The organism is Thermophilibacter sp. ZX-H3 (genome assembly GCF_052599055.1).
The window spans coordinates 73,551-93,948 of the sequence record NZ_JBQXES010000006.1 but is presented as its reverse complement, the minus strand read 5'-3'; the positions used below and the strand labels follow the sequence as shown (position 1 = coordinate 93,948).

At 66.3% G+C, this 20,398-nt stretch carries 24 protein-coding genes; 17 read left to right on the top strand and 7 right to left on the bottom strand.

Features of this window, described 5'->3' with window-relative positions; translation table 11 throughout:
- The first annotated feature begins 70 nt into the window (after positions 1-70).
- From ACULPM_RS03920 to ACULPM_RS03905, 4 genes are all read left to right on the top strand, one after another.
- Positions 71-1,489 (top strand): FtsX-like permease family protein, encoded by a 1,419-nt coding sequence (locus tag ACULPM_RS03920; protein WP_445331051.1) that lies wholly within the window; start codon positions 71-73, stop codon positions 1,487-1,489.
- Positions 1,490-1,544: 55 nt separating this feature from the next.
- On the top strand, positions 1,545-1,835 hold the full coding sequence (locus ACULPM_RS03915; RefSeq protein ID WP_445331050.1) for a type II toxin-antitoxin system RelB/DinJ family antitoxin: 291 nt from the start codon (positions 1,545-1,547) through the stop codon (positions 1,833-1,835).
- Entirely contained in the window at positions 1,823-2,308 is a 486-nt protein-coding gene (locus ACULPM_RS03910) for a GNAT family N-acetyltransferase (protein ID WP_445332318.1), read from the top strand. The genes ACULPM_RS03915 and ACULPM_RS03910 overlap by 13 nt, the downstream gene beginning before the upstream one ends.
- A 120-nt stretch (positions 2,309-2,428) precedes the next feature.
- Positions 2,429-3,610, top strand: a complete 1,182-nt coding sequence (locus ACULPM_RS03905) for a helix-turn-helix domain-containing protein (protein WP_445331048.1) — start codon at positions 2,429-2,431, stop codon at positions 3,608-3,610.
- Here ACULPM_RS03905 and ACULPM_RS03900 read toward each other — a convergent pair.
- On the bottom strand, positions 3,607-3,930 hold the full coding sequence (locus ACULPM_RS03900) for a DMT family transporter (RefSeq protein ID WP_445331047.1): 324 nt from the start codon (positions 3,928-3,930) through the stop codon (positions 3,607-3,609). The two genes, ACULPM_RS03905 and ACULPM_RS03900, sit on opposite strands and share 4 nt — an antisense overlap.
- Positions 3,931-4,605: 675 nt before the next feature.
- Here ACULPM_RS03900 and ACULPM_RS03895 point away from each other — a divergent pair.
- The 3 genes from ACULPM_RS03895 to ACULPM_RS03885 all read left to right on the top strand — a co-directional run bounded on the left by ACULPM_RS03895 (position 4,606) and on the right by ACULPM_RS03885 (position 7,061).
- On the top strand, positions 4,606-5,238 hold the full coding sequence (locus ACULPM_RS03895; protein ID WP_167930624.1) for a type IV toxin-antitoxin system AbiEi family antitoxin domain-containing protein: 633 nt from the start codon (positions 4,606-4,608) through the stop codon (positions 5,236-5,238).
- Positions 5,228-6,115, top strand: a complete 888-nt coding sequence (locus ACULPM_RS03890) for a nucleotidyl transferase AbiEii/AbiGii toxin family protein (RefSeq protein WP_445331045.1) — start codon at positions 5,228-5,230, stop codon at positions 6,113-6,115. Before ACULPM_RS03895 ends, ACULPM_RS03890 begins: the two co-directional genes overlap by 11 nt.
- 118 nt (positions 6,116-6,233) lie before the next feature.
- Positions 6,234-7,061, top strand: a complete 828-nt coding sequence (locus tag ACULPM_RS03885) for a TipAS antibiotic-recognition domain-containing protein (RefSeq protein WP_445331044.1) — start codon at positions 6,234-6,236, stop codon at positions 7,059-7,061.
- Between the two features lie 418 nt (positions 7,062-7,479).
- On the opposite strand, the gene ACULPM_RS03880 is transcribed toward ACULPM_RS03885, so the two are convergent.
- Positions 7,480-7,989, bottom strand: a complete 510-nt coding sequence (locus ACULPM_RS03880) for an AAA family ATPase (protein WP_445331043.1) — start codon at positions 7,987-7,989, stop codon at positions 7,480-7,482.
- Positions 7,990-8,129: 140 nt separating this feature from the next.
- On the opposite strand from ACULPM_RS03880, the gene ACULPM_RS03875 reads away from it, so the two are divergent.
- Positions 8,130-8,573 carry a zinc ribbon domain-containing protein gene (locus ACULPM_RS03875; RefSeq protein ID WP_445331042.1) on the top strand — a complete coding sequence of 148 codons (444 nt, stop codon included), beginning with the start codon at positions 8,130-8,132 and terminating at the stop codon, positions 8,571-8,573.
- Between the two features lie 126 nt (positions 8,574-8,699).
- Here ACULPM_RS03875 and ACULPM_RS03870 read toward each other — a convergent pair whose 3' ends face one another.
- Entirely contained in the window at positions 8,700-9,329 is a 630-nt protein-coding gene (locus ACULPM_RS03870) for a helix-turn-helix transcriptional regulator (protein WP_445331041.1), read from the bottom strand.
- 485 nt (positions 9,330-9,814) lie between these two features.
- Between ACULPM_RS03870 and ACULPM_RS03865 the strand changes: the two genes are divergently transcribed.
- The gene (locus tag ACULPM_RS03865; protein WP_445331040.1) at positions 9,815-10,552 is read left to right on the top strand and encodes an alpha/beta fold hydrolase; all 738 of its coding nucleotides are present in this window, start codon (positions 9,815-9,817) and stop codon (positions 10,550-10,552) included.
- A 264-nt stretch (positions 10,553-10,816) separates the two neighbouring features.
- Here ACULPM_RS03865 and ACULPM_RS03860 read toward each other — a convergent pair whose 3' ends face one another.
- From ACULPM_RS03860 to ACULPM_RS03850, 3 genes are all read right to left on the bottom strand, one after another.
- Complete coding sequence (locus tag ACULPM_RS03860; RefSeq protein ID WP_445331039.1) at positions 10,817-11,383, bottom strand: nucleotidyltransferase family protein; 567 nt, start codon at positions 11,381-11,383, stop codon at positions 10,817-10,819.
- A gap of 140 nt (positions 11,384-11,523) precedes the next feature.
- Complete coding sequence (locus ACULPM_RS03855) at positions 11,524-12,054, bottom strand: hypothetical protein (RefSeq protein ID WP_445331038.1); 531 nt, start codon at positions 12,052-12,054, stop codon at positions 11,524-11,526.
- Positions 12,055-12,083: 29 nt separating this feature from the next.
- Positions 12,084-12,806, bottom strand: coding sequence for a DNA alkylation repair protein (locus ACULPM_RS03850; RefSeq protein WP_445331037.1), 723 nt, complete (start codon positions 12,804-12,806; stop codon positions 12,084-12,086).
- 100 nt (positions 12,807-12,906) lie between these two features.
- Here ACULPM_RS03850 and ACULPM_RS03845 point away from each other — a divergent pair, with 100 nt between their 5' ends.
- The 6 genes from ACULPM_RS03845 (at position 12,907) to ACULPM_RS03820 (ending at position 17,239) form a co-directional block, all read left to right on the top strand.
- Positions 12,907-13,185: a type II toxin-antitoxin system RelE/ParE family toxin gene (locus ACULPM_RS03845; RefSeq protein ID WP_445331036.1), complete on the top strand. Its 279-nt coding sequence runs from the start codon at positions 12,907-12,909 to the stop codon at positions 13,183-13,185.
- Complete coding sequence (locus ACULPM_RS03840; RefSeq protein ID WP_445331035.1) at positions 13,172-13,504, top strand: HigA family addiction module antitoxin; 333 nt, start codon at positions 13,172-13,174, stop codon at positions 13,502-13,504. The genes ACULPM_RS03845 and ACULPM_RS03840 overlap by 14 nt, the downstream gene beginning before the upstream one ends.
- Positions 13,505-13,657: 153 nt before the next feature.
- A complete protein-coding gene (locus ACULPM_RS03835; protein WP_445331034.1) occupies positions 13,658-14,167 on the top strand; it encodes an RNA polymerase sigma factor in 510 nt (169 codons plus the stop codon).
- Positions 14,164-14,928 (top strand): hypothetical protein, encoded by a 765-nt coding sequence (locus ACULPM_RS03830; RefSeq protein WP_445331033.1) that lies wholly within the window; start codon positions 14,164-14,166, stop codon positions 14,926-14,928. Before ACULPM_RS03835 ends, ACULPM_RS03830 begins: the two co-directional genes overlap by 4 nt.
- 123 nt (positions 14,929-15,051) lie before the next feature.
- Positions 15,052-15,981, top strand: a complete 930-nt coding sequence (locus ACULPM_RS03825) for an ABC transporter ATP-binding protein (protein ID WP_445331032.1) — start codon at positions 15,052-15,054, stop codon at positions 15,979-15,981.
- Positions 15,974-17,239, top strand: a complete 1,266-nt coding sequence (locus ACULPM_RS03820) for an ABC transporter permease (protein ID WP_445331031.1) — start codon at positions 15,974-15,976, stop codon at positions 17,237-17,239. The genes ACULPM_RS03825 and ACULPM_RS03820 overlap by 8 nt, the downstream gene beginning before the upstream one ends.
- Before the next feature lie 36 nt (positions 17,240-17,275).
- Here ACULPM_RS03820 and ACULPM_RS03815 read toward each other — a convergent pair whose 3' ends face one another.
- Positions 17,276-18,046: an Abi family protein gene (locus tag ACULPM_RS03815; RefSeq protein WP_445331030.1), complete on the bottom strand. Its 771-nt coding sequence runs from the start codon at positions 18,044-18,046 to the stop codon at positions 17,276-17,278.
- A 425-nt stretch (positions 18,047-18,471) separates the two neighbouring features.
- Between ACULPM_RS03815 and ACULPM_RS03810 the strand changes: the two genes are divergently transcribed.
- Both ACULPM_RS03810 and ACULPM_RS03805 read left to right on the top strand, forming a co-directional pair.
- On the top strand, positions 18,472-19,185 hold the full coding sequence (locus tag ACULPM_RS03810) for a response regulator transcription factor (RefSeq protein WP_445331029.1): 714 nt from the start codon (positions 18,472-18,474) through the stop codon (positions 19,183-19,185).
- Complete coding sequence (locus tag ACULPM_RS03805) at positions 19,175-20,374, top strand: sensor histidine kinase (protein WP_445331028.1); 1,200 nt, start codon at positions 19,175-19,177, stop codon at positions 20,372-20,374. Before ACULPM_RS03810 ends, ACULPM_RS03805 begins: the two co-directional genes overlap by 11 nt.
- Positions 20,375-20,398 lie beyond the last annotated feature (24 nt).

Sequence of the window (20,398 nt, the reverse complement as noted above, 5' to 3'; positions counted from 1 at the left end):
GGGCGATGGCGCGCCGGGCGGGCGAGAAGGACGATGGGCCCGTCACTGACGCCGGCTGGAAGGAGCCGTCATGCCCGTCACCCTGCGCGTCGCGCTCGGCAACGTCTCTCGCTGCGCGCGCGACTACTCGGTCTACCTTGTCACGCTCGCCTTTGCCACGTGCCTGCTCTACGCGTTCAACGCCTCGGGCGACTACCTCCTGGCGATGCCGCTCACCGGCCCGCAGCTCGAGGTCATCCAGAAGGCGCGCGACATAACGGGCGCCTTCTCGGTCTTCGTGGTGCTGGTCTTTGCCGTGCTCGTGGCCTATGCCACGCGCTTCATCGTGCGGCGGCGCTCGCGGGAGTTCGGGACGTACGCGCTGCTCGGGATGCGTGCGCCGGCGCTCGCGGCAATACTTGCGGCGGAGGGCGCGCTCGTGGGGCTCGCGGCACTGGCGGCGGGGCTCGCGCTCGGCGTGGCGGCGTCGCCGGCCTTTGGCGCGGTGGCGGCGTTCGTCTTTGCCGTGCCGTGGCGGCTCGCCTGGTCCTTCTCGCCCGCTGCCGCGCTCGACGCGTGCTCGTGGTTCGCCGGGATCGAGGGGCTGGCGATCGCGCTCTCCGTGGTTGACGTGCTGCGCCGGCCGCTCGTGGAGCTTCTCGAGCACGACCGCGCGCCTGAGCGGCTTGCGCTGTCCGGCCATCGCGGTGTGACGCGCGCACAGGCGGCGCTGGCCGTGGTTCTTCTCGCCGTGGTGTGGGGAACGTGCGTGGTTCAGCCCGGGCTCTTTGTGCTCGCGATCCTGCCGATGGGATGGGCCGCCTACGTTGCCACCTCGCTCGTCTTTCGGCTGGTGGCCGTGGGCGTGCCGGGTCGCGTGCGCCGCGGATCCAGCTACTGGGAGGGGCTGCGCGCCTTCACGCTGCGGCAGGTGGAGGGCCATGTGTCCACGGGGTGCCAGGCGCTCTCGTGCACGTGCGTGCTCGTTGCCTGCGCGGTCTGCATGATCTGCGCGGGGCTCCTGTTCTCGGTGGGGCAGCGCGCGGCCGGGCTCGCGGACCCGGGCGCTCTCTCGGAGGCGTCGCTCGCGCCCATCGGCTACGTGGGGATCTTCTACGGGGAGGCGTTTCTCGTGGCGGCCGCGGCGGTGCTCGCGCTGCAGCAGGTGAGCCAGGCCGCGGACGGGCGGCGCGCCTACGCCACGCTCATGGCGCTCGGGACGGACGAGCGGGAGGCGCGCGGTGCCGTGCGGGCGCAGGTGGGCGTCGCCTTTGCGCTTCCGGCGGCGCTCGCGGTGGCGCACGACTGCTTTGGGCTTCTCCTGGTGCGCCAGCTCGCGCTCGGTGTGCCTGACGAGGTGTTTCTCGCCATCGCGATCTGCTCGGTCGTGGGTACGCTCGGGCTTCTCGCCCTGTACTACCTGCTCTGCGTCCGCGAGTGCTCGCGCGTGCTGTTGGGCGGGGCGTCGAGTCAGCCGATTGGCAATCAAAGGGATTACAGCGTGGTCTAACGTGGTATAAATGGAATAAAATAGTGACACTTGGACAATCGGAAGGGGAGGTCCCATGGCAACGACAATGACGTCGCTCAACACCAAGCTGAGCGCCGAGGAGAAGGATGCCTTCGTCAGGAACACCGCTGCCCTGGGCCTGACGCCGTCCGCTGCCATCAAGGTCTTCGTCCACATGTTCAACGAGTGCGGTGGCTTCCCGTTTGAGGTTCGCCGGCAGGTGAGCGACGAGGCCACGACGTACCTCTCTGCGGATGACTACGGGCGCTTTGCGAGCGCCCTCGACTCCGCCGTTCCCGCGGCCACCCGCGAGCTGCTCGATCGCGAGTTCACATGGGAGGACTAGCGTTTCGTCGCATCCGCCCGCTTCGCGACGATGACGACGTGAGCGGGTTTAGCTCCGGCAACTGCGACAATGACGCTTGGCTCAAGGAGCGTGCGCATCGCGCGATGCGCGACGGGACGGCTCGGGTGTACGTGCTGCCCCTCGCTTCCGGCGAGATCTGCGGCTTCTATGCCCTGAGCGCCCATGCGGTCGCGCGGGTCGGGACGCTGGCCGGCGCGTTGCGTCGAAACGTCCCGAACCCGATTCCCTGCACGCTGCTTGGCCAGCTCGCCGTCGACGAGCGCTATCAGGGGGAGTCGGCGGGTGCTCGACTGCTGCAGGACGCCATTCGCCGCGCGGCCGCGGCGTCGCTCATCGTTGCGTCGCGGGCGCTTGTCGTCGACCCGGCTGACGAGCACGCGGAGGGCTTCTACGCTCACTTTGGGTTCCAGCGCTTGGCGAGCGATTCCCGTCGCATGTTCGTGCGGCTCTAGGGTAGGGCGTCGAACCTCAGTTGACTGCTTGCGAGAAACGTCAACCAGCGCTCCTTTGATTCCACTTCCGCTCGACCCCATACTGAAGGTGTCAGCTGTTCGCAGCGTCGAGGGGGAGCCATGAGCGAGAGCGTAAACATCGGCCGCACCATCGCGCGAGAGCGTCGCCACAAGGGCGTCACGCAAGAGGCTCTCGCCTCCCACCTGGGCGTCTCGAAGGCCGCCGTGTCCAAGTGGGAGCTCGGGCAGAGCCTCCCGGACGTGAGCCTCCTGCCGCGCATCGCCGCGTACTTCTCGCTCACCCTGGACGAGCTCTTCGATTGGCGCGACGAGCTCTCTCAGGAGGAGTCTGCCGCGCTCTATGCCGAGGTCTACGCATTAGGCGAGAAGGACCTGGGCACCGCATACGAGCGACTGCGAGAGCTCGCGGCGAAGCACTACTCGGACGCGAACCTGCTGCTCATGCTGGCGTCACTCCTCACGGTGTGGGCGGCCGGCATGGCAACGCCGTTCGCTCCGGCGGGCGAGAAGGACGGCGCACTCGATTCCTCGACTCTCATTGACGAGGCGCTCGGTCTGCTCGACCGCGCGTTCGAGGTGGCAACGGACCCGTCGACCCTGTACCTCGCGCAGCAGCAGAAGGCCACGACGCTCTTCCAGGCGGGTCGTCACGAGGAGGCGGTGGCGCTGCTGGAGCCGCTCGTGCGCCGGCAGGACGCGAGCGCTCCGACGATGCTTCTCGCCTCCGCCTACCGCAAGCTGGGCCGCAACGACGAGGCCCTCGACCTTCTGCAGGCAGAGCGCCTGCGCGCGGCGAGCTTCGTGCTCTCGTCGCTCATGCAGGAGGTGGGGATGCGGGACGACGCGGCGTTCGCGCGGGCGGCCGGCGCCGCTGCTGAGGCGGTCTTCGAGGCGCTCGACCTAAGTGCGGTGAACCCGTTCTTCTCGGCAACGATGTCTCTCGAGGTTGCCGAGGTATTGCGCAGGGCTGGCGAGAAGGACGGTGCGCTCAGCGCCCTTGCGCGGGCAGCAGAAGCCATGGCTGTCGCCCCGGCAGGCCCAAGCCCGTCCGGCCTTCCGCTCTGGGATCGCGTGGGTGTCCGCCTCGACCCCGCCCAAGCCGGAGAGGCCTGGGCCGAGCACAAGGAACGCCAGGTGGACGAGGTGGCATCGCTCATGCGTCAGGCGCTTGCCGAGCGCGTCTCGTCCTCCGAGTGGCGCGAGCTCGCGGCTGACGACCCTCGCTACCATAATGTGCTTGTGGCAGCCGAGAAATGGGCTGCTTCTGAGGACAGCGCCTAGTGCGCCTCGCCCACCAGCTTGAGGCCGACGACGCATGCCACGAGGCCCGCGATGAGCAGGATCTTTGCCCAAGAGAACGACTCCGCGCCGGAGGCGATGCCCCACGCCACCGTGAGCGCGGCGCCGATGCCCACCCAGACGGCGTAGGCGGTGCCCAGCGGGATCGTTCGGACAGCGTGGCTCAGTCCGAGCATGCTCGCCGCGAGGGCGGCGATGAACACAATCGTGGGGATGGGCTGCGTGAAGCCCTCGGAGCGGTCGAGGGCTTGGGCCCAGACGGCCTCCATTGCGCCCGACACGACCAAAATGACCCAATCCATGACAACCTCCCAGATAGATGCGCCGTCTTTGCGATTCTGGTACGGCTGCCCTCGTCAGAGACCCGTTGGGTCGGGGGCATCGTAGCACAGGCGCGGGAGGTTATGTGGTGCGTGCTCCTTGCCCAACGGTTCTTCTCGCGTTCTCGCAATTCGGAGCCATGGACGAGAAGATCGGGCTGCTCGAAAAGAGCTACAGCAGAATATTAAAATGATACGAACAGATGTTTCATATTGTGCTATACTCTCCACAAGGTACGGGAGCAACAAGAGCGGCACGGAGGCCCCCAATGGTGCGTGCCGACGGGTGATCAGGGGTAGCAGGGACTGGTCACACTTGAAGCCCCCGGGCGGGCACGCGCCCCCGTCTTCCGGCACCCCAAGAGTCCGGACTCACAGTCTATGCAGGTTAATTTGCCGTGAGTGAAACGGGGGCTCAGCTATGGCCGAGAAGTCTATCAAGCATTTTGACGAGAAGAACGGCGTGCGGGTTTGCGCGCTGGTTCGTGAGGCACTCGGTCTTTGGGCTGCAGCCCGCAATCAACTTATGAATCTATGCTTTATCAGAAGCGCCATGTGAATTGGAGGCGTGCATGGAATGGAAACTCGTTGCTCCCAATAGTTTCAAGTGGATAGAGAATATGCCGCAAAAGTATCTTAATAGGCTACAATTGAGACATGAATAGACAGAGACAAGCACCGTTCATTGACTCGCTTTCCGCTTCCGAAGGCGTGTTCACGACCGCTCAAGCGGAGCGCCTCGGCATATCTCGCGGCGCTCTAGCAAAGGCCTGCTCCGCCGGGCGGCTCGTGAGGCTCGCGCACGGAGCGTATCGCTCGGCCGCGGTGACGTCTTCTCCCGCCGACGAGATCGCCGCTGCTTGGAAGCTGACGTCTCCCGAGAAGATGCTTCATGAGCGAATGGCGTATGGCGCGTGGGACGGTATTGCTGTTGGCGGAACTACGGCGGCATCCCTCATCGGTATCGGTGACTTCTTCCTGACCCCCATCCGTATGTATGCCCCCAGACGGCTCAAGACCAGAAACCCCGATGTGCGCTTCTCTGTCCGACAGATCTCCTGGGAAGACGTGGGTTTTGAACATGGGTTTGCCGTAACGAGGCCGGAACGAACCATCGTTGACCTTGTGCTCGATGACGAAGAGCTCTCGCTTGTGCGAGATGCTTACGATGACGCGCTGGAGAAGGGGCTTGACCTCGAGAAACTGCGCGCCATCGTAAGGCGACTCGCGCCTGGGAAGGCTCGCAAGGTGCGCCGGGCTTTCAAGGAGTGCAATCTCCATGAGGTATAAGACTTCAGAGGATCTTGATAAGGCGATCAAGGCCGCGGCGAAGGCATCGCCGATGGATACCGGCAGGGCTTATGCAGGATTCTTCTTCCATCGGCTCCTCTGTCGAGTTTTCAGCGACCCCGACTCTCGCTTTCTGCTCAAAGGAGGGCTGGGCATGCTCGCGCGCACGATTGATGCTCGTACGACGCGCGACATAGATCTCCTGTCAACGGGCGACGATCTCGAGGAAGCCGTTGAGGAGCTGAAGCGTCTGGCTGCTACTGACTTAGGGGACTTCGTCACGTTCTCATTTGCGGGAATGGCTCCCATCAAGGCGGAGGACGAGTATCGATCTGGCATGAACGTGAGGTTCCAGGTCCGACTGGGGAACAAGAGGCTCCAGGATATCTCTATCGACCTTGTGGTCGATGACATTCCCCAAGACGATTTCGACATCGTCATGCCTGCCGACCGAATTACTGTGCGAGACCTTCCGACATGCTCCTACCGCGTGTATGCCGTGGAGAGCTCGCTTGCCGATAAGTTCTGCGGCATCGTGGAACGGCACCACGACAGGCCCTCTTCGAGACAGAAGGATCTGGTTGACGTTGTGGTGTTCGCCCGAAGCTGTGCGATTGACGGTACGAAGCTCTCTCGGCGACTAAGTCTGGAATGCCTTGCAAGAAGAATGCCTCTCCCCAATCACTTCGAAATTCCTGCGGAGTGGTTTGGCGCAGGGGAGACCAGGTTCAGGAAGTTATGTCGACAGGTGCCTCTAGTCTCCGACATTGGGGACATTTCCGACGCCGCTGCGCTTGCTACCGCCCTATTCGATCCGGTGCTTGAAGGCTCCGCCGAAAGCAGGACATGGAATCCTGCACTGGGAAGCTGGGGGTAGGCCCTCGTTCTCGTAAGGGAGTAGGAGGAACCGGGCTGCGCAACATCCCGTTTCTTGTGCCGGGGCTCTCACCCGGTGACAATGGCCTTGCCGAGAGACCCGAGCAAGGAGGAACCCCATGGCCATCAAGGACGTCATCACCGCCATCCGCAAAGAGGCGGGTATCACGCAGGAGGAGATGGCGCGCAGGCTCTACGTGACGCGGCAGGCCGTGAGCCGCTGGGAGCAGGGCGAGACCACGCCCGGGATCGACATGGTCAAGCTGATCTGCGTCACCTTTGGCGTGCCGCTCGAGCGCTTCTTCGACATGCCCATGAGCTACTACTGCCAGTGCTGCAGCATGCCTATCCCCGACGAGGAGATGCACGGCACCGAGGCCGACGGCTCCAAGAGCGCGGACTTCTGCAAGTACTGCTACGACCACGGCGACTTCACCGCCAAGGGCATGACGATGGACGAGTTCATCGAGGCCACGGCCCCCATGGAGGCCAAGGCGCTCGGCGTCTCGCTCGACGAGGCGGTCTCGCTCATGGCCACGCTGCTGCCGCACCTCAAGCGCTGGCGCGAGGTCGCCGAGAACGAGGAGACCTATGGCGAGGAGGTCCGTGCTGCCTACGGCGACGAGGTGATGGACGCCGCCAACGAGAAGTACGTGGCGATGGGGGAGGCCGCTCACCTGCAGGCCGACGAGCTGGCGCTCGCCATCAACGAGCAGCTGCGCCGCGCGATGGAGACGGGGGACCCGGCGGGCCCAGAGGCGCGCAAGCTCGTGGCCATGCACGGTCACTGGCTGCGTATGTACTGGCCGGAGGGGCTCTACACGCCCGAGGCCCACAAGGGCCTGGCCGACGGCTACGTCTCCGACGAGCGGTTCCGCGCCTACTACGAGAAGGTGGCCCCGGGCGCCGCGCAGTTCCTGCGCGACGCAATCCACGCGTGTGCGTGATTCGGCTTCAGGAGTCGTGTCCTGGTCCGTACAGGACGCGCTCCCTTCCCAATCCGGTTCTGACCCAATTCGCTTAAACCTAGCAAACCGTTAGAAATTGATCATTTGCTAGGAGATCCTAGCAAAATGAGAATTTAAAGAAATTGCCAGGATACCGACCTCATTGCCCGGCTGAAGGTCGAGTACTTCTCGGTCAACTGGTGGAGGGACTGGTCGGCAGAGGTGGACTTCGTGGTATCACATCACGCGTCTTGTCAGGGACGGACGCTCTATTTGGACAAGTTCCAGTTGCCGGGCGCAGGCCGGCACGCTCGAGCATTGCTAGAAGTGCTGCGGCTCCGCGCTCGTGACCGTCGACGAGCTGGAGGCCGCTCCCTCAGCATTAACCTCGGCGTTTAATCGGTTGCAGTCGAGACGTTTATCCGTTGGATGCGACAATGCGCGCGGCGACATCGTGCGGCGCGAGGCAGGTGGTGTCTATGAGCTCTGTACCGAGGTCGCGATAGCGCGGGAGGTAGGATAGCGAGTGTGCCACCGCCTCTTCGTCGCGCAAGCCCGCGCGAACGTCTCCCTCGATGCGTCGGCGTAGCTCGTCCTCGTGGGCAATCAGGGAGACGATCCGGAGCTCGGCGCCGCACTCCTCGATAGACAACCGCCCGAGTATCTCGTCGATGATTGCGCGCTCGTGCATGACCCAGCAAAGGATGACGCTCTCGTACGCGCCGCAGCGCAGGAAGTTGCCGAGCAGGTGGCAGATGTTGTCGAGTACCATGCGCTTGGTCTCCGGGGTCACCTGGAACGGGTCGGCGCACCAGCACCAGTCTCCGTCGAGCATGACGGAGGCGGGCAGCATCCGGTTGAGCTCGCGGCAGACGACGGTCTTGCCCACGCCCATGGGACCGCCGATGAGGTACAGAGTCTTGGTCATGTGAGCCCCTCCGAGACGCCTGGATAGTCGTAGCTTAGTATTGCAGGTAATCAAGCCTGTAAACCACTTTTTACTGCACCTTGTGCGTCCCTCGGCTACGTTGGGGTCGCAGGAGAGGCGGCGAGGGAACGGAAACGCGCATGGACGTCGGCAACCAGATCAGGGAGCGCAGACAGCGGCTCGGGCTCTCCCAGGAGGAGCTCGCTCAGCGGCTCTATGTGACCCGCGTCACGGTGAGCCACTGGGAGACCGGCGCCACCGAACCCGGCATCGACATGCTCAAGCTCATCGCCCGTGAGCTGGACGTGCCCGTGACCGCCCTCCTCGACATGCCCGAGCACTACTGCCAGAGCTGCGGCATGATGTTCACCGGCCCCGACCAGCACGGCCACGAGGCGGACGGATCCGAGACGGAGGACCTCTGCCGATGGTGCTACGAGGGCGGCCGCTACACCGATGACGTCACGATGGACGAGATGATCGAGGACTGCGCCCCGCGCATGGCCGAGGCGATGGGCTGGACCGTGGACGAGGCGGCCTCGCTCCTCGGCGCGGTACTGCCGACGCTGCGCCGCTGGGCATGAGAGCCGCGCACAAATCCGAGCGGCGCCAAGGGCCTTTGCAGCCTATGCCGAGCGGGGCGAGAATAGCCCGCACCCCACCACCCGCTCGTCGTCGAGGGTCGCGCCACAGCCCCAAAGGGGCTGCCCTTAGCTGAGGAGCCCCCGCAAGAGCTGGACGCCGTAGCGGGCGCACAGGTACCCGACCGCGGCGGCGAGGACCACCATGCCGACCGAGCGCACGGCGCGCATCCAGCCCGGAATCGCCCGCTCGCGGCGACCGCGTTCGGTGTCGCGGTTCGGCTCGACGCCGTTCCAGAAGTCCAGCACCTCGCGATAGGTCGCGAGGTCGTGGTCGCGCTTGATCCTCTCCGCCCAGTGCGAGCAGAACATCAGGCACGCCCAGAGCACGAGCGTGAGCAGGAGGGTGGGCACCACCTGGACGCCCTTCCACCCCCAGATCTCGACCTGCGCCACCGCCCACAGTGCGGAGGCGACCGTGCATGCCGCGAGGGCGATCATCGCCGCGCCCAGCCTCCTGATGATGACGACGTCCCTCTCGATGGTCTCGTTCATGGTCTCCACGTCTCCTTTGATGAGAGAGTCCACGGACGCGCCGAAGATCTCGGAGAGCAGGAGCAGGCTCTGGACGTCGGGGTAGGTCTTGCCGTTCTCCCATGACGATATCGTCTGGCGGCTCACGTACACCCGCGCCGCGAGGTCGTCCTGCGACATCCCGTGCGCCGCGCGCAGCTCGCGTATCCTCCCGCCGATCTCCATGCCCGCTCTCCCTCCGTTCTCCTCGGCGCGGCCCCTTACGGGCCAGACCATGGCACGTCCCGCGGAATCGTACCATCAAAGGGTCCCGACATCGGGCGCTGCGGGGCGCGAAACGCGCGTCAAGAGTTCTTTACGTGGCCTCTACCTGCGGCTTTCCGAAGCGTACGTGGCCCGGTCGACGGCCGCGGCGCCTCCTTCGCGCCGGACGAGAAGAACGCCCGCGCATGCACCTCCGCCAGCACCTTTCCACATTCTCGCGAGAGGCCGTCGACAACCTCCCGGCGCCCCGCGCGTTCCGTTGCCCAGCGTTCCAAAGCATCTCATGCCGAGAAGAACGTGCCGAGACCCCAATGTGGAAAACTCCCGCATGCCGCCCGTATAATGGACGCACGGGGCGAGAAGAGCCGCGCGACCATGCGCCGGCCTAAGAGCGCGCCCGTCTCCTACGGCGCCGCCCGGGCCACGTCACCGCCGAAAGGATCAAGATGGTCACTCACACGCTCGGCTCGGGCACGCGGACAGCGGTGCTCCTGCACGGGGGCGGCCTCTCGTGGTGGAACTACCGGGCAGTCGCCGACCTGCTCGCCGCCAACGGGTACCGCGTCGTGCTACCCGTGCTCGACGGGCACGCCGGCTCGGACCGCCCATTTACGTCGATCGAGGAAAACGCCTCCGAGCTCGTTGCCCTCATCGACCGCGAGCTCGGCGGGCGCGTCGACGCGCTCGGCGGCGTCTCCCTCGGGGCGCAGGTCGCCCTCGAGGCCCTTGCGCAGCGGCCGCAGATCGCGGAGCGCGCCGTCATCGAGAGCGCACTTGTGCTCCCCATGCGCGCCGCCCGCGCCCTCGTCGCGCCCGCCGTCGCCCTGAGCCACCCGCTCGTGCAGCGCCCCTGGTTCTCGCGGGCGCAGTTCGCGAGCCTCCATCTCCCCGAGGAGCTCTACGAGCCCTACTACCGCGACAGCTGCGCCATATCAAAGCCGGACATGATCGCCTTCATGCGGGCGAACAGCTCCTACCGGCTGAGGCCCGAGCTCGCGGGCTGCGGGGCGCGGGCCACCATCCTTGTCGGCGGGAAGGAGCCCCGCATCATGGTGCGCTCGGCGCGAGCCCTGGCTAAGGCCATGCCGGACAGCACGCTTGTCGAGCACCCTGGCTGGCGGCACGGCGAGGCGAGCTTGTGGCATCCCGAGGTCTACCTCGATGCGCTCGAGGGTCGCCCATAAGCAAGCGTTCAAGCACCGCTTGCGCAGAGTCTCTGCGCGAGCGGTGCTTGAGTGACAGCGAATCGGCTTGAGACGGGATTACGATAGGCGCTCGACCATGGCCCCCCGAGCGGAGGGAAGGGCCACCGCTATGGTAAGCACGCCGTCGTCGACGCGGGCTTCCACGGATCCGCCCATGCGCCTGCAGAGGCCTCATCGAGCGGTGCTCCGAGCTCGCCAATCTGTCTCTGAGTCTGCGTGACCACATCGAATATCTCTTGTATCCTACCGAGGTCGTTCGACTTCGCGCTCATAGATCAGCTCCTTATCCCGCTCGATAGCCTCCCGCAGCGCGGTGTTCTTTATCGTTCTGGCAGTCACCACGTCGGTGGATCGGCCCGTGAGCTGCTCGACCTGCTTGGAGAAGTGCTCGAGGTCGCGAAGGTTGAACGTACGAGATGTGCCGATGTCAAGCCGGATGTCAACGTCGCTTTTGTCGGAGTATGTTCCTCGTGCGAACGAACCGAAGAGGTAGGCGCGCTCGATGGCAGGAAAGTGCGAACACACCTCTCGTATCTTGTCGATAACGAACTGTTTATCGTTGGCGATGCCTTGCTGTTTTTGGATAAGTCGAAGCGTCTCGGATACCTTCTGCTCTATGCGGGCGAGGGCGCCATCCTCAGTCTCGTGTTTCTCAGACTCAATGCCCCTATTAAGGAAATGGAGAAACGCGTCGGTTTTGCTCAAGCGATGTTCGAAGGCAAACTGTTCGATCGTGCTCACGAGCTCCGACGGGAGTCTCAGCGAGACGGCGGTTCTCGGCTCCCTTGCTACTGGGGGGTATGCGTCCATTCCCTCACCTCCAATATGTATGACAATTGTATCACACAAGAATCAGAGATGGAGATTGTCCTATGGGCGCGCTGGAATCGGTGGCATGTCCGGTAAAGGCCGTCCAGGCGCGCGGAGCAGGAGGTTTACGGCGAGTAGCGCTACCCCGCGAGCGCGCGCAGCGCGTCGGCGGCGGCCTGCGACGTGAGGTAGAGCCTGAGGCCGATGGGGCTCACCTCGAGCCCCACGACGGGCGACCCCTCGTAGGTGGTGACCTCGAGACCCTTGTACTCCTCGAGGTCGTCGGCGCTCTGTCCGAGCTTCTGCGTCTCCGGCTCCCACAGCTCGAAGACGTATTCTGCGTCGGCGTCCGGTTCCGTGGCGATGCCGCTCTCCTCGGAGAACGGCTCGAAGGCGTTCTCGATCTCAATCTGGTCGGTCACCTCGCGAATGACCTCACCGGTCTGGGCGTCCCTCACCACGAGGCGGCAGACCTTGCCCCAATCGACGTTCGAGAGCGTTTCGGCGAGCTCCTGCGCCTGCGAGGCGAAGTCCTCCGCCTGGTCGGCGACGTCGTCGAGGCCGTGCAGCCCGAAGCAACCCGCGAGGGGCAGCGCGATGGTCGCGGCGAGCAGGGCGGCGATGGCGGTGCGTGCTCTCATGATTCTCCCCTCGACGTTCTTCTCGCCCATTCTATTCCTCAGCTCGGAACCTTGGTGCGTCACACCTTGAGCGACTGCAGGTATGCCTTCTGCTCCGTCGCAACGCGGCGGCTCTCGCGCGCCTTCTGGAGCGCCTTGTTGTGCGTCCATGCATCGAGGGCGACCGGCCGCCGCTCGAAGAGGGGAAGGGTCGCCTCGGGCTGCTTTATGAGGGCAAACGAGAAGTACCAGGCGCGCGCCATGTTGACGTAGTACTCGGGGCGGTCGATGCCGGCGACGAGCACGAGGTGCTCCGGCTCGAAGGCGTCGTCCAGGAAGAGCGTCATGAGCTGGACCACCCCAAAGCGCACCGTATACTCCGGCTCTGCGGCGACCCAGCCGTGGATGCGCTCGAGCACCGCCAGCAGGTCGCGCTTGAAGGCGGGAACGCGGATGAGGTCGCAGGTCGCCCAGTTGTCGACGAAGGGGAGGAAGGCGTCGAGCAGCTCGAACGCCTCCGCGGGCGTCTTGGCGAGACGACCGATGAGCTCGCCGTGCAGGTTGTTCTCGTCGTAGGTCTCGTGCGGGAGCGCTGTGAGGAAGGCGCGCGCCTCGGCTGGCCGCTCGCGTGCGAGCCTGCGCGCGTAGTCGCGCAGCGCCGGCGTGCGCACGCCGAGGATGCGCGCGGGGTCGACGGTCGGTACGAGCTTCGCCTGGAAGTCGCGGTACGTGGGATCGGCAAGCGCCTCCAGCTCACGACGGATGCGGTTAGTCACACTGTCCTTCGGCGTCGCTCTGCTCATGTGGCTCCCTTGAAACGAACACATGTTCCTATATAATGAGTCTAGCACATGGAACGTGGCGGCGGAATTGAGATTGACAGTAGTAACGCGAGGCAATACTATGATTAGGTCATTTGCAGACAAGGATACCGAACGGCTCTCATCGGGATTTCGCGTTGCAAGGTTCTTGGCGTTCGAGCGCGTTGCACTGAGAAAGATTCGGCAGTTGCAAATCGCAAACGAGCTGTCTGACCTCAGAATTCCGCCGGGAAATCGTCTCGAGGCACTGAGCGGAGATAGAGCTGGGCAATTCAGCATCCGCATCAACGACCAGTTCCGAGTCTGTTTTCGGTGGGTCGAGGGAGGTGCCGAGGATGTCGAAATCGTTGACTATCACTGAGCCTGTTCACGAGGGGGAGGTGGTTGCCCCCATTACTCCGGGCGAGCTGCTGCGCGACGAGTTTCTCGTGCCTATGGGCATCTCACAGTACCGTCTTGCTAAGGAGACGGGCATACCTGCGCAGCGCATAGGACAGATTGTGTTGGGGCGCCGCTCCGTGACCGCCGACACTGACCTGAGGCTCTGTCGCTTCTTTGGCCTTTCTGACGGGTATTGGCTGCGTGCGCAGGCGGCGTACGACATCGAGGTGGCCCGACGCAAGCTCGAGCCTGAGCTCAGAAAGATAAAGCCCTTCTCCAAGATTGCCGCTGTGCTGTAGTCCGTACCACGCGGACTCTGCCAAACGTCATCTCTCGACATTCGAGGCCACCCAAAGGGGCGGCCAGTTGTCATCCGACCTACAAAGAAATATCGATTCGACCGCTCATCCCGGCCCGCTGGGTCGTTAATAGGGATAGAGGGAGGTGGCGCAGTGGACGAGAAGAACGGGCGGACGGACGAGGCGGAGCGCCTCGTCGGCGAGCACTACGCGGACGTGCTGCGGTACTGCCGCAGGCACGCGCCGGCGGGGCTCGCCGAGGACGCAGCGCAGGAGACGTTCCTGCGCTTCGTCCGCGCCCGCTCGCGCTACCGGGAGTGGGGCCGCGCCCGCGCCTACCTCGTCACCATCGCCCGCAACGTCTGCGCCGACATGGCGCGCGACCGCGCCTCCTCGTGGGCCGATCTCCCGGAGGCGCTCCCCGGCGGGGGCGACCCGGGCGAGGCGGACGATCGCCGCGACCTGGCCTCCGCGCTCGCCCGGCTGCCCCGCGCCCAGCGCGAGGCGCTCGAGCTCAGGTACGGGGAGGGCCTCACGGTCGGCGAGGTGGGCGCCGCGCTGGGCATGAGCAGGTTCGCGGCGGCGCGCGCCCTGTCGTCGGCGCTCGATGCGCTGCGGGCGAACCTGGACGTTTCGACGGACGAGTGGGGAGGCACACGATGAGAAGGCGAGAAGAACGCGCCCTCGAGGACGCGCTGCGAGACCACTACCGGGCGGTGCCCGGCACCGACGCCGCCCCGCCCCGCGCGCTCGTGGAGGCGGTCGCGGCCGAGATGGCACGGCCCTCCCGGCCGCGCGCCGCGGAGGTGGTCGCCGGCCAGGCCCGCCGCGTCGGTGCGGGGGCGTGGGCGCTGCACGCAGCGCTCGTCCTTCTCGCCGTGCCGTGCGCCCTCTCCGGGGTCGGCGTCGGTACGGTCGCGGCGGCCCTCGGGGCGGCGCTCGCGCTCGCCTCGCTCGCGGGCGTCACGCGCTCGCGCTCCTGCGGCATGGCCGAGCTCGAGGCCGCCTGCCCCGTGAACGCCCAGGCCGCGGCGTGTGCCCGGGGGCTCGTGCTCTGCTGCGCGGACGCGCTCGCGATCGCCCTCCTCGCCGCCCTCGCCGGCCCGGCGGGGGGCGCGCCCTGGGCCGTGCTCGCCCAGGGGCTCGCGCCCTACCTCGCGGCGCTCGGGGCGGGGCTCCTCGCCGCCCGCCGCGCGGCGAGCCCGGACGCGACCGTGGCCGCCGTCGCCGCGGCGGCCGGCGTGTGCGCCGCCTGCGTCCTCGCGCGCACCGTCTGCCCGGCGGCCTTCGGCCCCGCGGCGGCGCTCGCCTGGTGGGCCGCGGCGGCCGCAGCCCTCGCCTTCGCGGCGGCGCAGGCCCGCGCGTGGCTCCGCGCGGCGGCCTCCGGCTTCGCCGACGCGCCCGCGCCCGCAGGCGCGCTCTAGCAGAGGCTGGACAACATACATTCTGCGCCGCAAGACAATCGCCAACTGGCAAAACACAGCCATTCGCGCGCAGCGTGCATGGTAGTGCTCGTCAACAATCGCCTACGAGAGAAGAGGCCGAACATGGAACTGACGCTCGACCGGCTGACCCGGGAGTTCGGGCCCAAGATCGCCGTGGACCGCGTGAGCGCGACGCTCGCCCCCGGCGTCTACGGCCTGCTCGGCGCCAACGGCGCCGGCAAGACCACGCTCATGAGGATGGTCTGCGGGGTGCTGCGCCCCACCTCGGGCGAGGTGCGCTACGACGGCGCGCCCGTCGCGCGCATGGGCGACGAGTACCGCGCCCTCCTCGGCTACCTGCCGCAGGACTTCGGCTACTACCCCGAGTTCACGGCGCTCGACTTCATGGAGTACATGGCCGCCCTCAAGGGCCTCGGCCGCCGCGACGCGCGCGACCGCTCGCTCGCCCTCCTCGAGCGCGTGGGGCTCGGCGGCGAGGAGCGCAGGCGCATCCGGACCTTCTCCGGCGGCATGCGCCAGCGCCTCGGCGTCGCGCAGGCCGTCCTCAACGACCCCGAGGTCCTCGTGCTCGACGAGCCCACGGCCGGGCTCGACCCCAAGGAGCGCGTGCGGTTCCGCAACCTCATCGCCGGCCTCGCGCGCGACAAGATCGTCCTTCTCTCCACGCACATCGTCTCCGACGTGGAGCACATCGCGGACGAGATCCTCGTGATGCGGGCGGGCGCGGTTGTGCTCTCGGGGCCGCCGGCCGAGCTCGTGGCGAAGGCCGAGGGCAGGGTCTGGGAGGCCGTCGTCCCGGCCGAGCGGGCCGAGGCGCTCGAGGCTGCGCTCACGGTGGGTAACGTGCGCCATCTCGAGGGCGGGCGGGCGCTCCTGCGCTACGTGGCCGACGAGCCCAGGGTGCCGGGCTCCGCCCCCGCCGAGCCCACGCTCGAGGACCTGTACCTGTACGTGTTCCGCGACGGCGCCGCCGGGGCGGGATCGCCCCGCGCCGCCCGCGGTACCCACTTCAAGGAAGGACGCCATGCCTAGGCTCATCCTGTTCGAGCTCAAGAAGATGCTCTCCCGCCGCGTGGCGCTCACGGCCAACGTCGGCGTCGTCGTCTTCCTCGCGGCGATCATGGCGCTCAACGTGGTCCAGACCAAGACGGCGAACGCCCGGGGCGAGATCGTCTCCGGCACCGAGGCGATCGCGCAGATGCGCGCCGACGCCGAGGAGCACGCGTGCACGATAACCGCCGAGCGCGCGGCGGCGGACATAGCCGCCTACCAGGAGACGGTCTTCTCGCGGATCGACCGCGACGCCGTGACCCAGATGACGGGCTCGGCCGTCTACGACCTCATGTTCCAGAGCTTCTCCGACGAGGAGGTCTACGAGCTCTACAACCCCTACTGGAGCTGGCTGCTGCGGCCCTGGCGGGTCACGGGCGAGGAGCCCGCGCAGACGGCCGCCCGCGTGACGCCCGAGATGGCGGCCGACTGGTACGGTGCGGCGGCCGAGCTCACCCAGCAGGCCCTCGACGACGGCCAGGGCGGCATGTGGGAGTACTCCGAGGCGGAGCGCGCGTACTGGACGGAGATGCGCTCCTCCGTGCCCGAGCCCATCGAGTACGGCTACTCGGGCGGCTGGGGCAACGTGGTCGACTGCGCGGCCTTCCTCGTCTTCCCGATCCTCGCGGCGTGCGTGACGCTGGCGCCCGCGTTCTCCTTCGAGTACCAGTCCGGCGCGGACGCGGTGGTGCTCGCCACCCGGCGCGGCCGCTCGACGCTCGTGGCGGCCAAGGTCGTGGCGGGTCTCGCCTACGCCACGGTGTACTTCGCACTCTGTGCGGGGCTTATCGTGGGCGTGTCGCTTGCCTTCTACGGGGCGGAGGGCTTCGGGCTCTCGGTTCAGAGCATGGCGCTCTCCTCGCCCTACCCGCTCACGGCGGGGCAGGCCGCGCTCGCGTGCGTGGGGCTCATGTACGCCGCGTGCCTGGGCTTTTCGTGCCTCACGCTCGCGCTCTCGTCGCGCACCCCCTCGACGCTCGCGGTCTTCCTGACGGACGTGGTGCTCGTGCTGCTCACGGGGCTCGTCCCCTCGGCGGGCGTGGGCGCGCTCGAGCGCGCGCTCGCCCTCTTCCCGATCAACTTCGCCAACTTCAGCGTGCTCTACACGGCGCTCGAGTCCTACCCGCTCGGCCCGGTCGTGCTCGACCTCATCGGCATGGTGCTCCTCGTCTACGCGGCGCTTGCGCTCGTCTCGACCCCCGTGGCGGTGGTCTCGTTCAGGAGGCGCCAGGTGGCGTAACAGGATAGCGGCGCTGCCGTCTGTTCGGCAGCGCCGCTACAGCATAACCTCAACGGGAACGGGGTTCTGCTCGCAGAAAACCTCGAAAGGCGTCCTCCCGTTGTTTTCTCCGTAGAGATAGTGAGTTGCCTCAGGAGAGAGCTCATCCATCAAACGTACGATGTGGGCATCGACGAGAGACGGCCTGAACTCCTCGCGAACTGGATTAAAGAGTCGCTCGTTGTGCGCCACGCGGTTCCTTACTTTGTTGATGGCGTAGAGATGGCGGTGCAGCACGGCGCGGTCCGTTCCCTTCGACCAGGCTCTGTGCAACGCGGGGATCCACAGGTCGCGTTCTCTGCTTCGGTCGGTTAGGTGCGACCAGAAGCCAAGCATGAGGTTTGAGATGACTTGGTTGGGATCGTTGGGGTCATGGGCACGGTCCCGTGCCTGCCCAATAGCCTTTCTGTTGGGCAGGTTCACGTCGAGCATCCTGCCGCCCTTGCTCGTGCGCATGATGGCTCTTCTGACTGGAGAGAGCTTGTCGAACAGCCAATGCTCGTTGCCATTCCAGGCCTCGCATAGCGTCCGGTCGTATGCGTTACGCAGCGCCACCTCGAAGCAGCCGATGTTTCCCATAAGCGTTTGGCACAGACGAACGTTCCAGTGGTAAAGCTCTAGGGCTTTGCCGACATTGCCATTTGCCGCCTCGAGATAGGGGCCAAACCGTGCAGGCGACAACCATCGCTCAACCCACGCGCGCGTCTCGTCCGATTCGCATGGGAAGTCGCCACATCTCTCGGAGACTGCTCTTGATACCTCGGGCATTGAACCCCCTACAGAGCATTCAGGCCCGGTGACATGCTACGCAGCGGTCATCCCGGGCCCATCGATACTTATCTTACCCACTTCTGCGGGCTCCAACAAGAGGATCATACGATGAGTTCCGAACGACTCTGGCGACCATAGGCTCATCCTTCCTGAACAGAACAAATGTTCTCATATAGCTAGCTTACCACATCAGGGTCGCGCTGCATGTCCGGGTTTCTCTGCAGCCTCGTTTTTGAGTTTGCGATTAGCGGAAGTGAATCCAGTTTCACTTCCGAAAAATGAAAATACGAGAAGTGAGTACGCGCGGCGTTCGAATGAGACAAACGAACCTGCTTCCCTGCCTCACCGCGCCCTTAAGCAAACGTTAGGAACTGCCGCGTTCTTCTCGCGTATCCTTGTGGCCGATACGAGGGGAGGGGCGCATGGGCGCACGTGTGCTGGTGGTGGACGACGAGCCGGAGATCTGCGAGCTCGTGCGCGTCTACCTCGAGGCGGAGGGCTTCGAGGTGGAGACGCTCGGCGACGGCGCGGCGGCGGTCGCCCGCGTGACGGACGATGGCGCACCGGCGCTCGACCTCGCGATTCTCGACGTCATGCTGCCCGGCGCGAGCGGCCTCGAGGTCTGCCGGGCCATCCGCGAGCGCCACAGCTACCCGGTGATCATGCTCACGGCCTGTGGCGAGCAGGCGGACAAGATCGCCGGGCTCACCCTGGGCGCGGACGACTACGTGGTGAAGCCCTTCCTGCCGCTCGAGCTCGTGGCGCGCGTGAAGGCGCAGCTCAGGCGCTACACCACGTACAACGCGGCGGGCGGCGCGCACGGCGAGAAGGACGGCGTCATCGCGTGCCGAGGCCTCGTGCTCGACGTGCCGGCCCACGAGGCGACCCTGAACGAGCGCCCGCTCGCCCTCACGCCGACGGAGTTCTCCCTGCTGCGGATCCTGCTCGAGGCCGACGGCGCGGTCGTCTCCGCGCGCGAGCTCTACCAGCGCATCTTTGGTGACGAGTACTACGAGCGCGGCTCGGGCTCCATCACGGTGCACGTGCGGCACCTGCGCGAGAAGATGGGCGACTCCTTCGAGGACCCGCGCTACATCAGGACCGTCTGGGGATTGGGGTACAAGATTGAGCGCTAGCGAGAAGAGCCCGGGCGAGAAGAACGGCGGGGCGCGATCGATCGTCCTGACCGTCGCGGTGGTGGCGGGCGCGATCCTGGTCGCATCCGCAGCGTTCAGCACGGTCTTCGGCTTTGTGGACAAGGCCTGGAACGGCTCGTTCATGGACTGGCTGGCCCCGCAGATCCTGAACGTCAACAACCTGAACGAATTTGGCCTCTGGCCGGAGATGGTGCTGGACGTCTCTGGCACCAAGTACTTCTTCATGCAGCTGGGCATCTGCGGCATCGTGCTTCTCGCCGTGGGCTGTGCGGTGGCGGCCGTCCTGTCGGCCCGCCGCGCGCGCCGCGAGGAGCGCGCCCACGCGGCCGAGCTGCTGCGCGTCTTTCTCGCCCACGACCTGGAGGCCCACGAGGCGTTCCCGCCCGGCTGGGAGGAGCTCGCGCTCGTCGCCGCTGACGCCAAGCGCGCCGCCGCGGAGCGGGAGCGCCAGCTCGCCGACGAGTCCGCGCGCAGGAGCGACCTCGTGACCTACCTCGCTCACGACCTCAAGACGCCGCTCACCTCGGTAATCGGCTACCTCTCGCTCCTGGACGAGGTGCCCGACATGCCCGAGGCGCAGCGCGTCCGCTACACGGGCGTCGCGCTGGACAAGGCGTGCCGGCTCGAGCGCCTGGTGAACGAGTTCTTTGACATCACGCGCTACAGCCTCACGAACATCGAGCTCGAACTTGCGCCCGTGGACCTCGCCGGGCTTCTCGTCCAGCTTTCCGACGAGTTCTACCCGGCGCTTTCTGCCCACGGCAACGTGGCGCAGGTGACGGTGGCGGGCACGTCGCGGACCGTCGAGCAGCCGGGCGAGCCGCTCGTGGTCACGGCTGACGCGGCCCGCCTCGCGCGGGTCTTCGGCAACCTGCTGCGCAACGCGATCGCCTACAGCGACGAGGGAACGCCCGTTGAGATCGAGGCCGCGGCCGGGGAGGGGAGCGTCGTCGTCGCCGTCTCCGACACGGGCGCAACCATTCCCTCGCACAAGCTCCGTGCGATCTTCGACCGCTTCTTCCGGCTGGACGAGTCGCGCGGGAGCGCCACCGGCGGCGCCGGCCTCGGGCTTGCCATCGCGCGCGAGATCGTGGAGCTGCACGGCGGCACCATCTCCGCCGCAAGCGAGAACGGTCGCACCACCTTCACCGTCGAGCTGCCCGCGTGAGACAAAGGGGGCGGGCGTGCCACT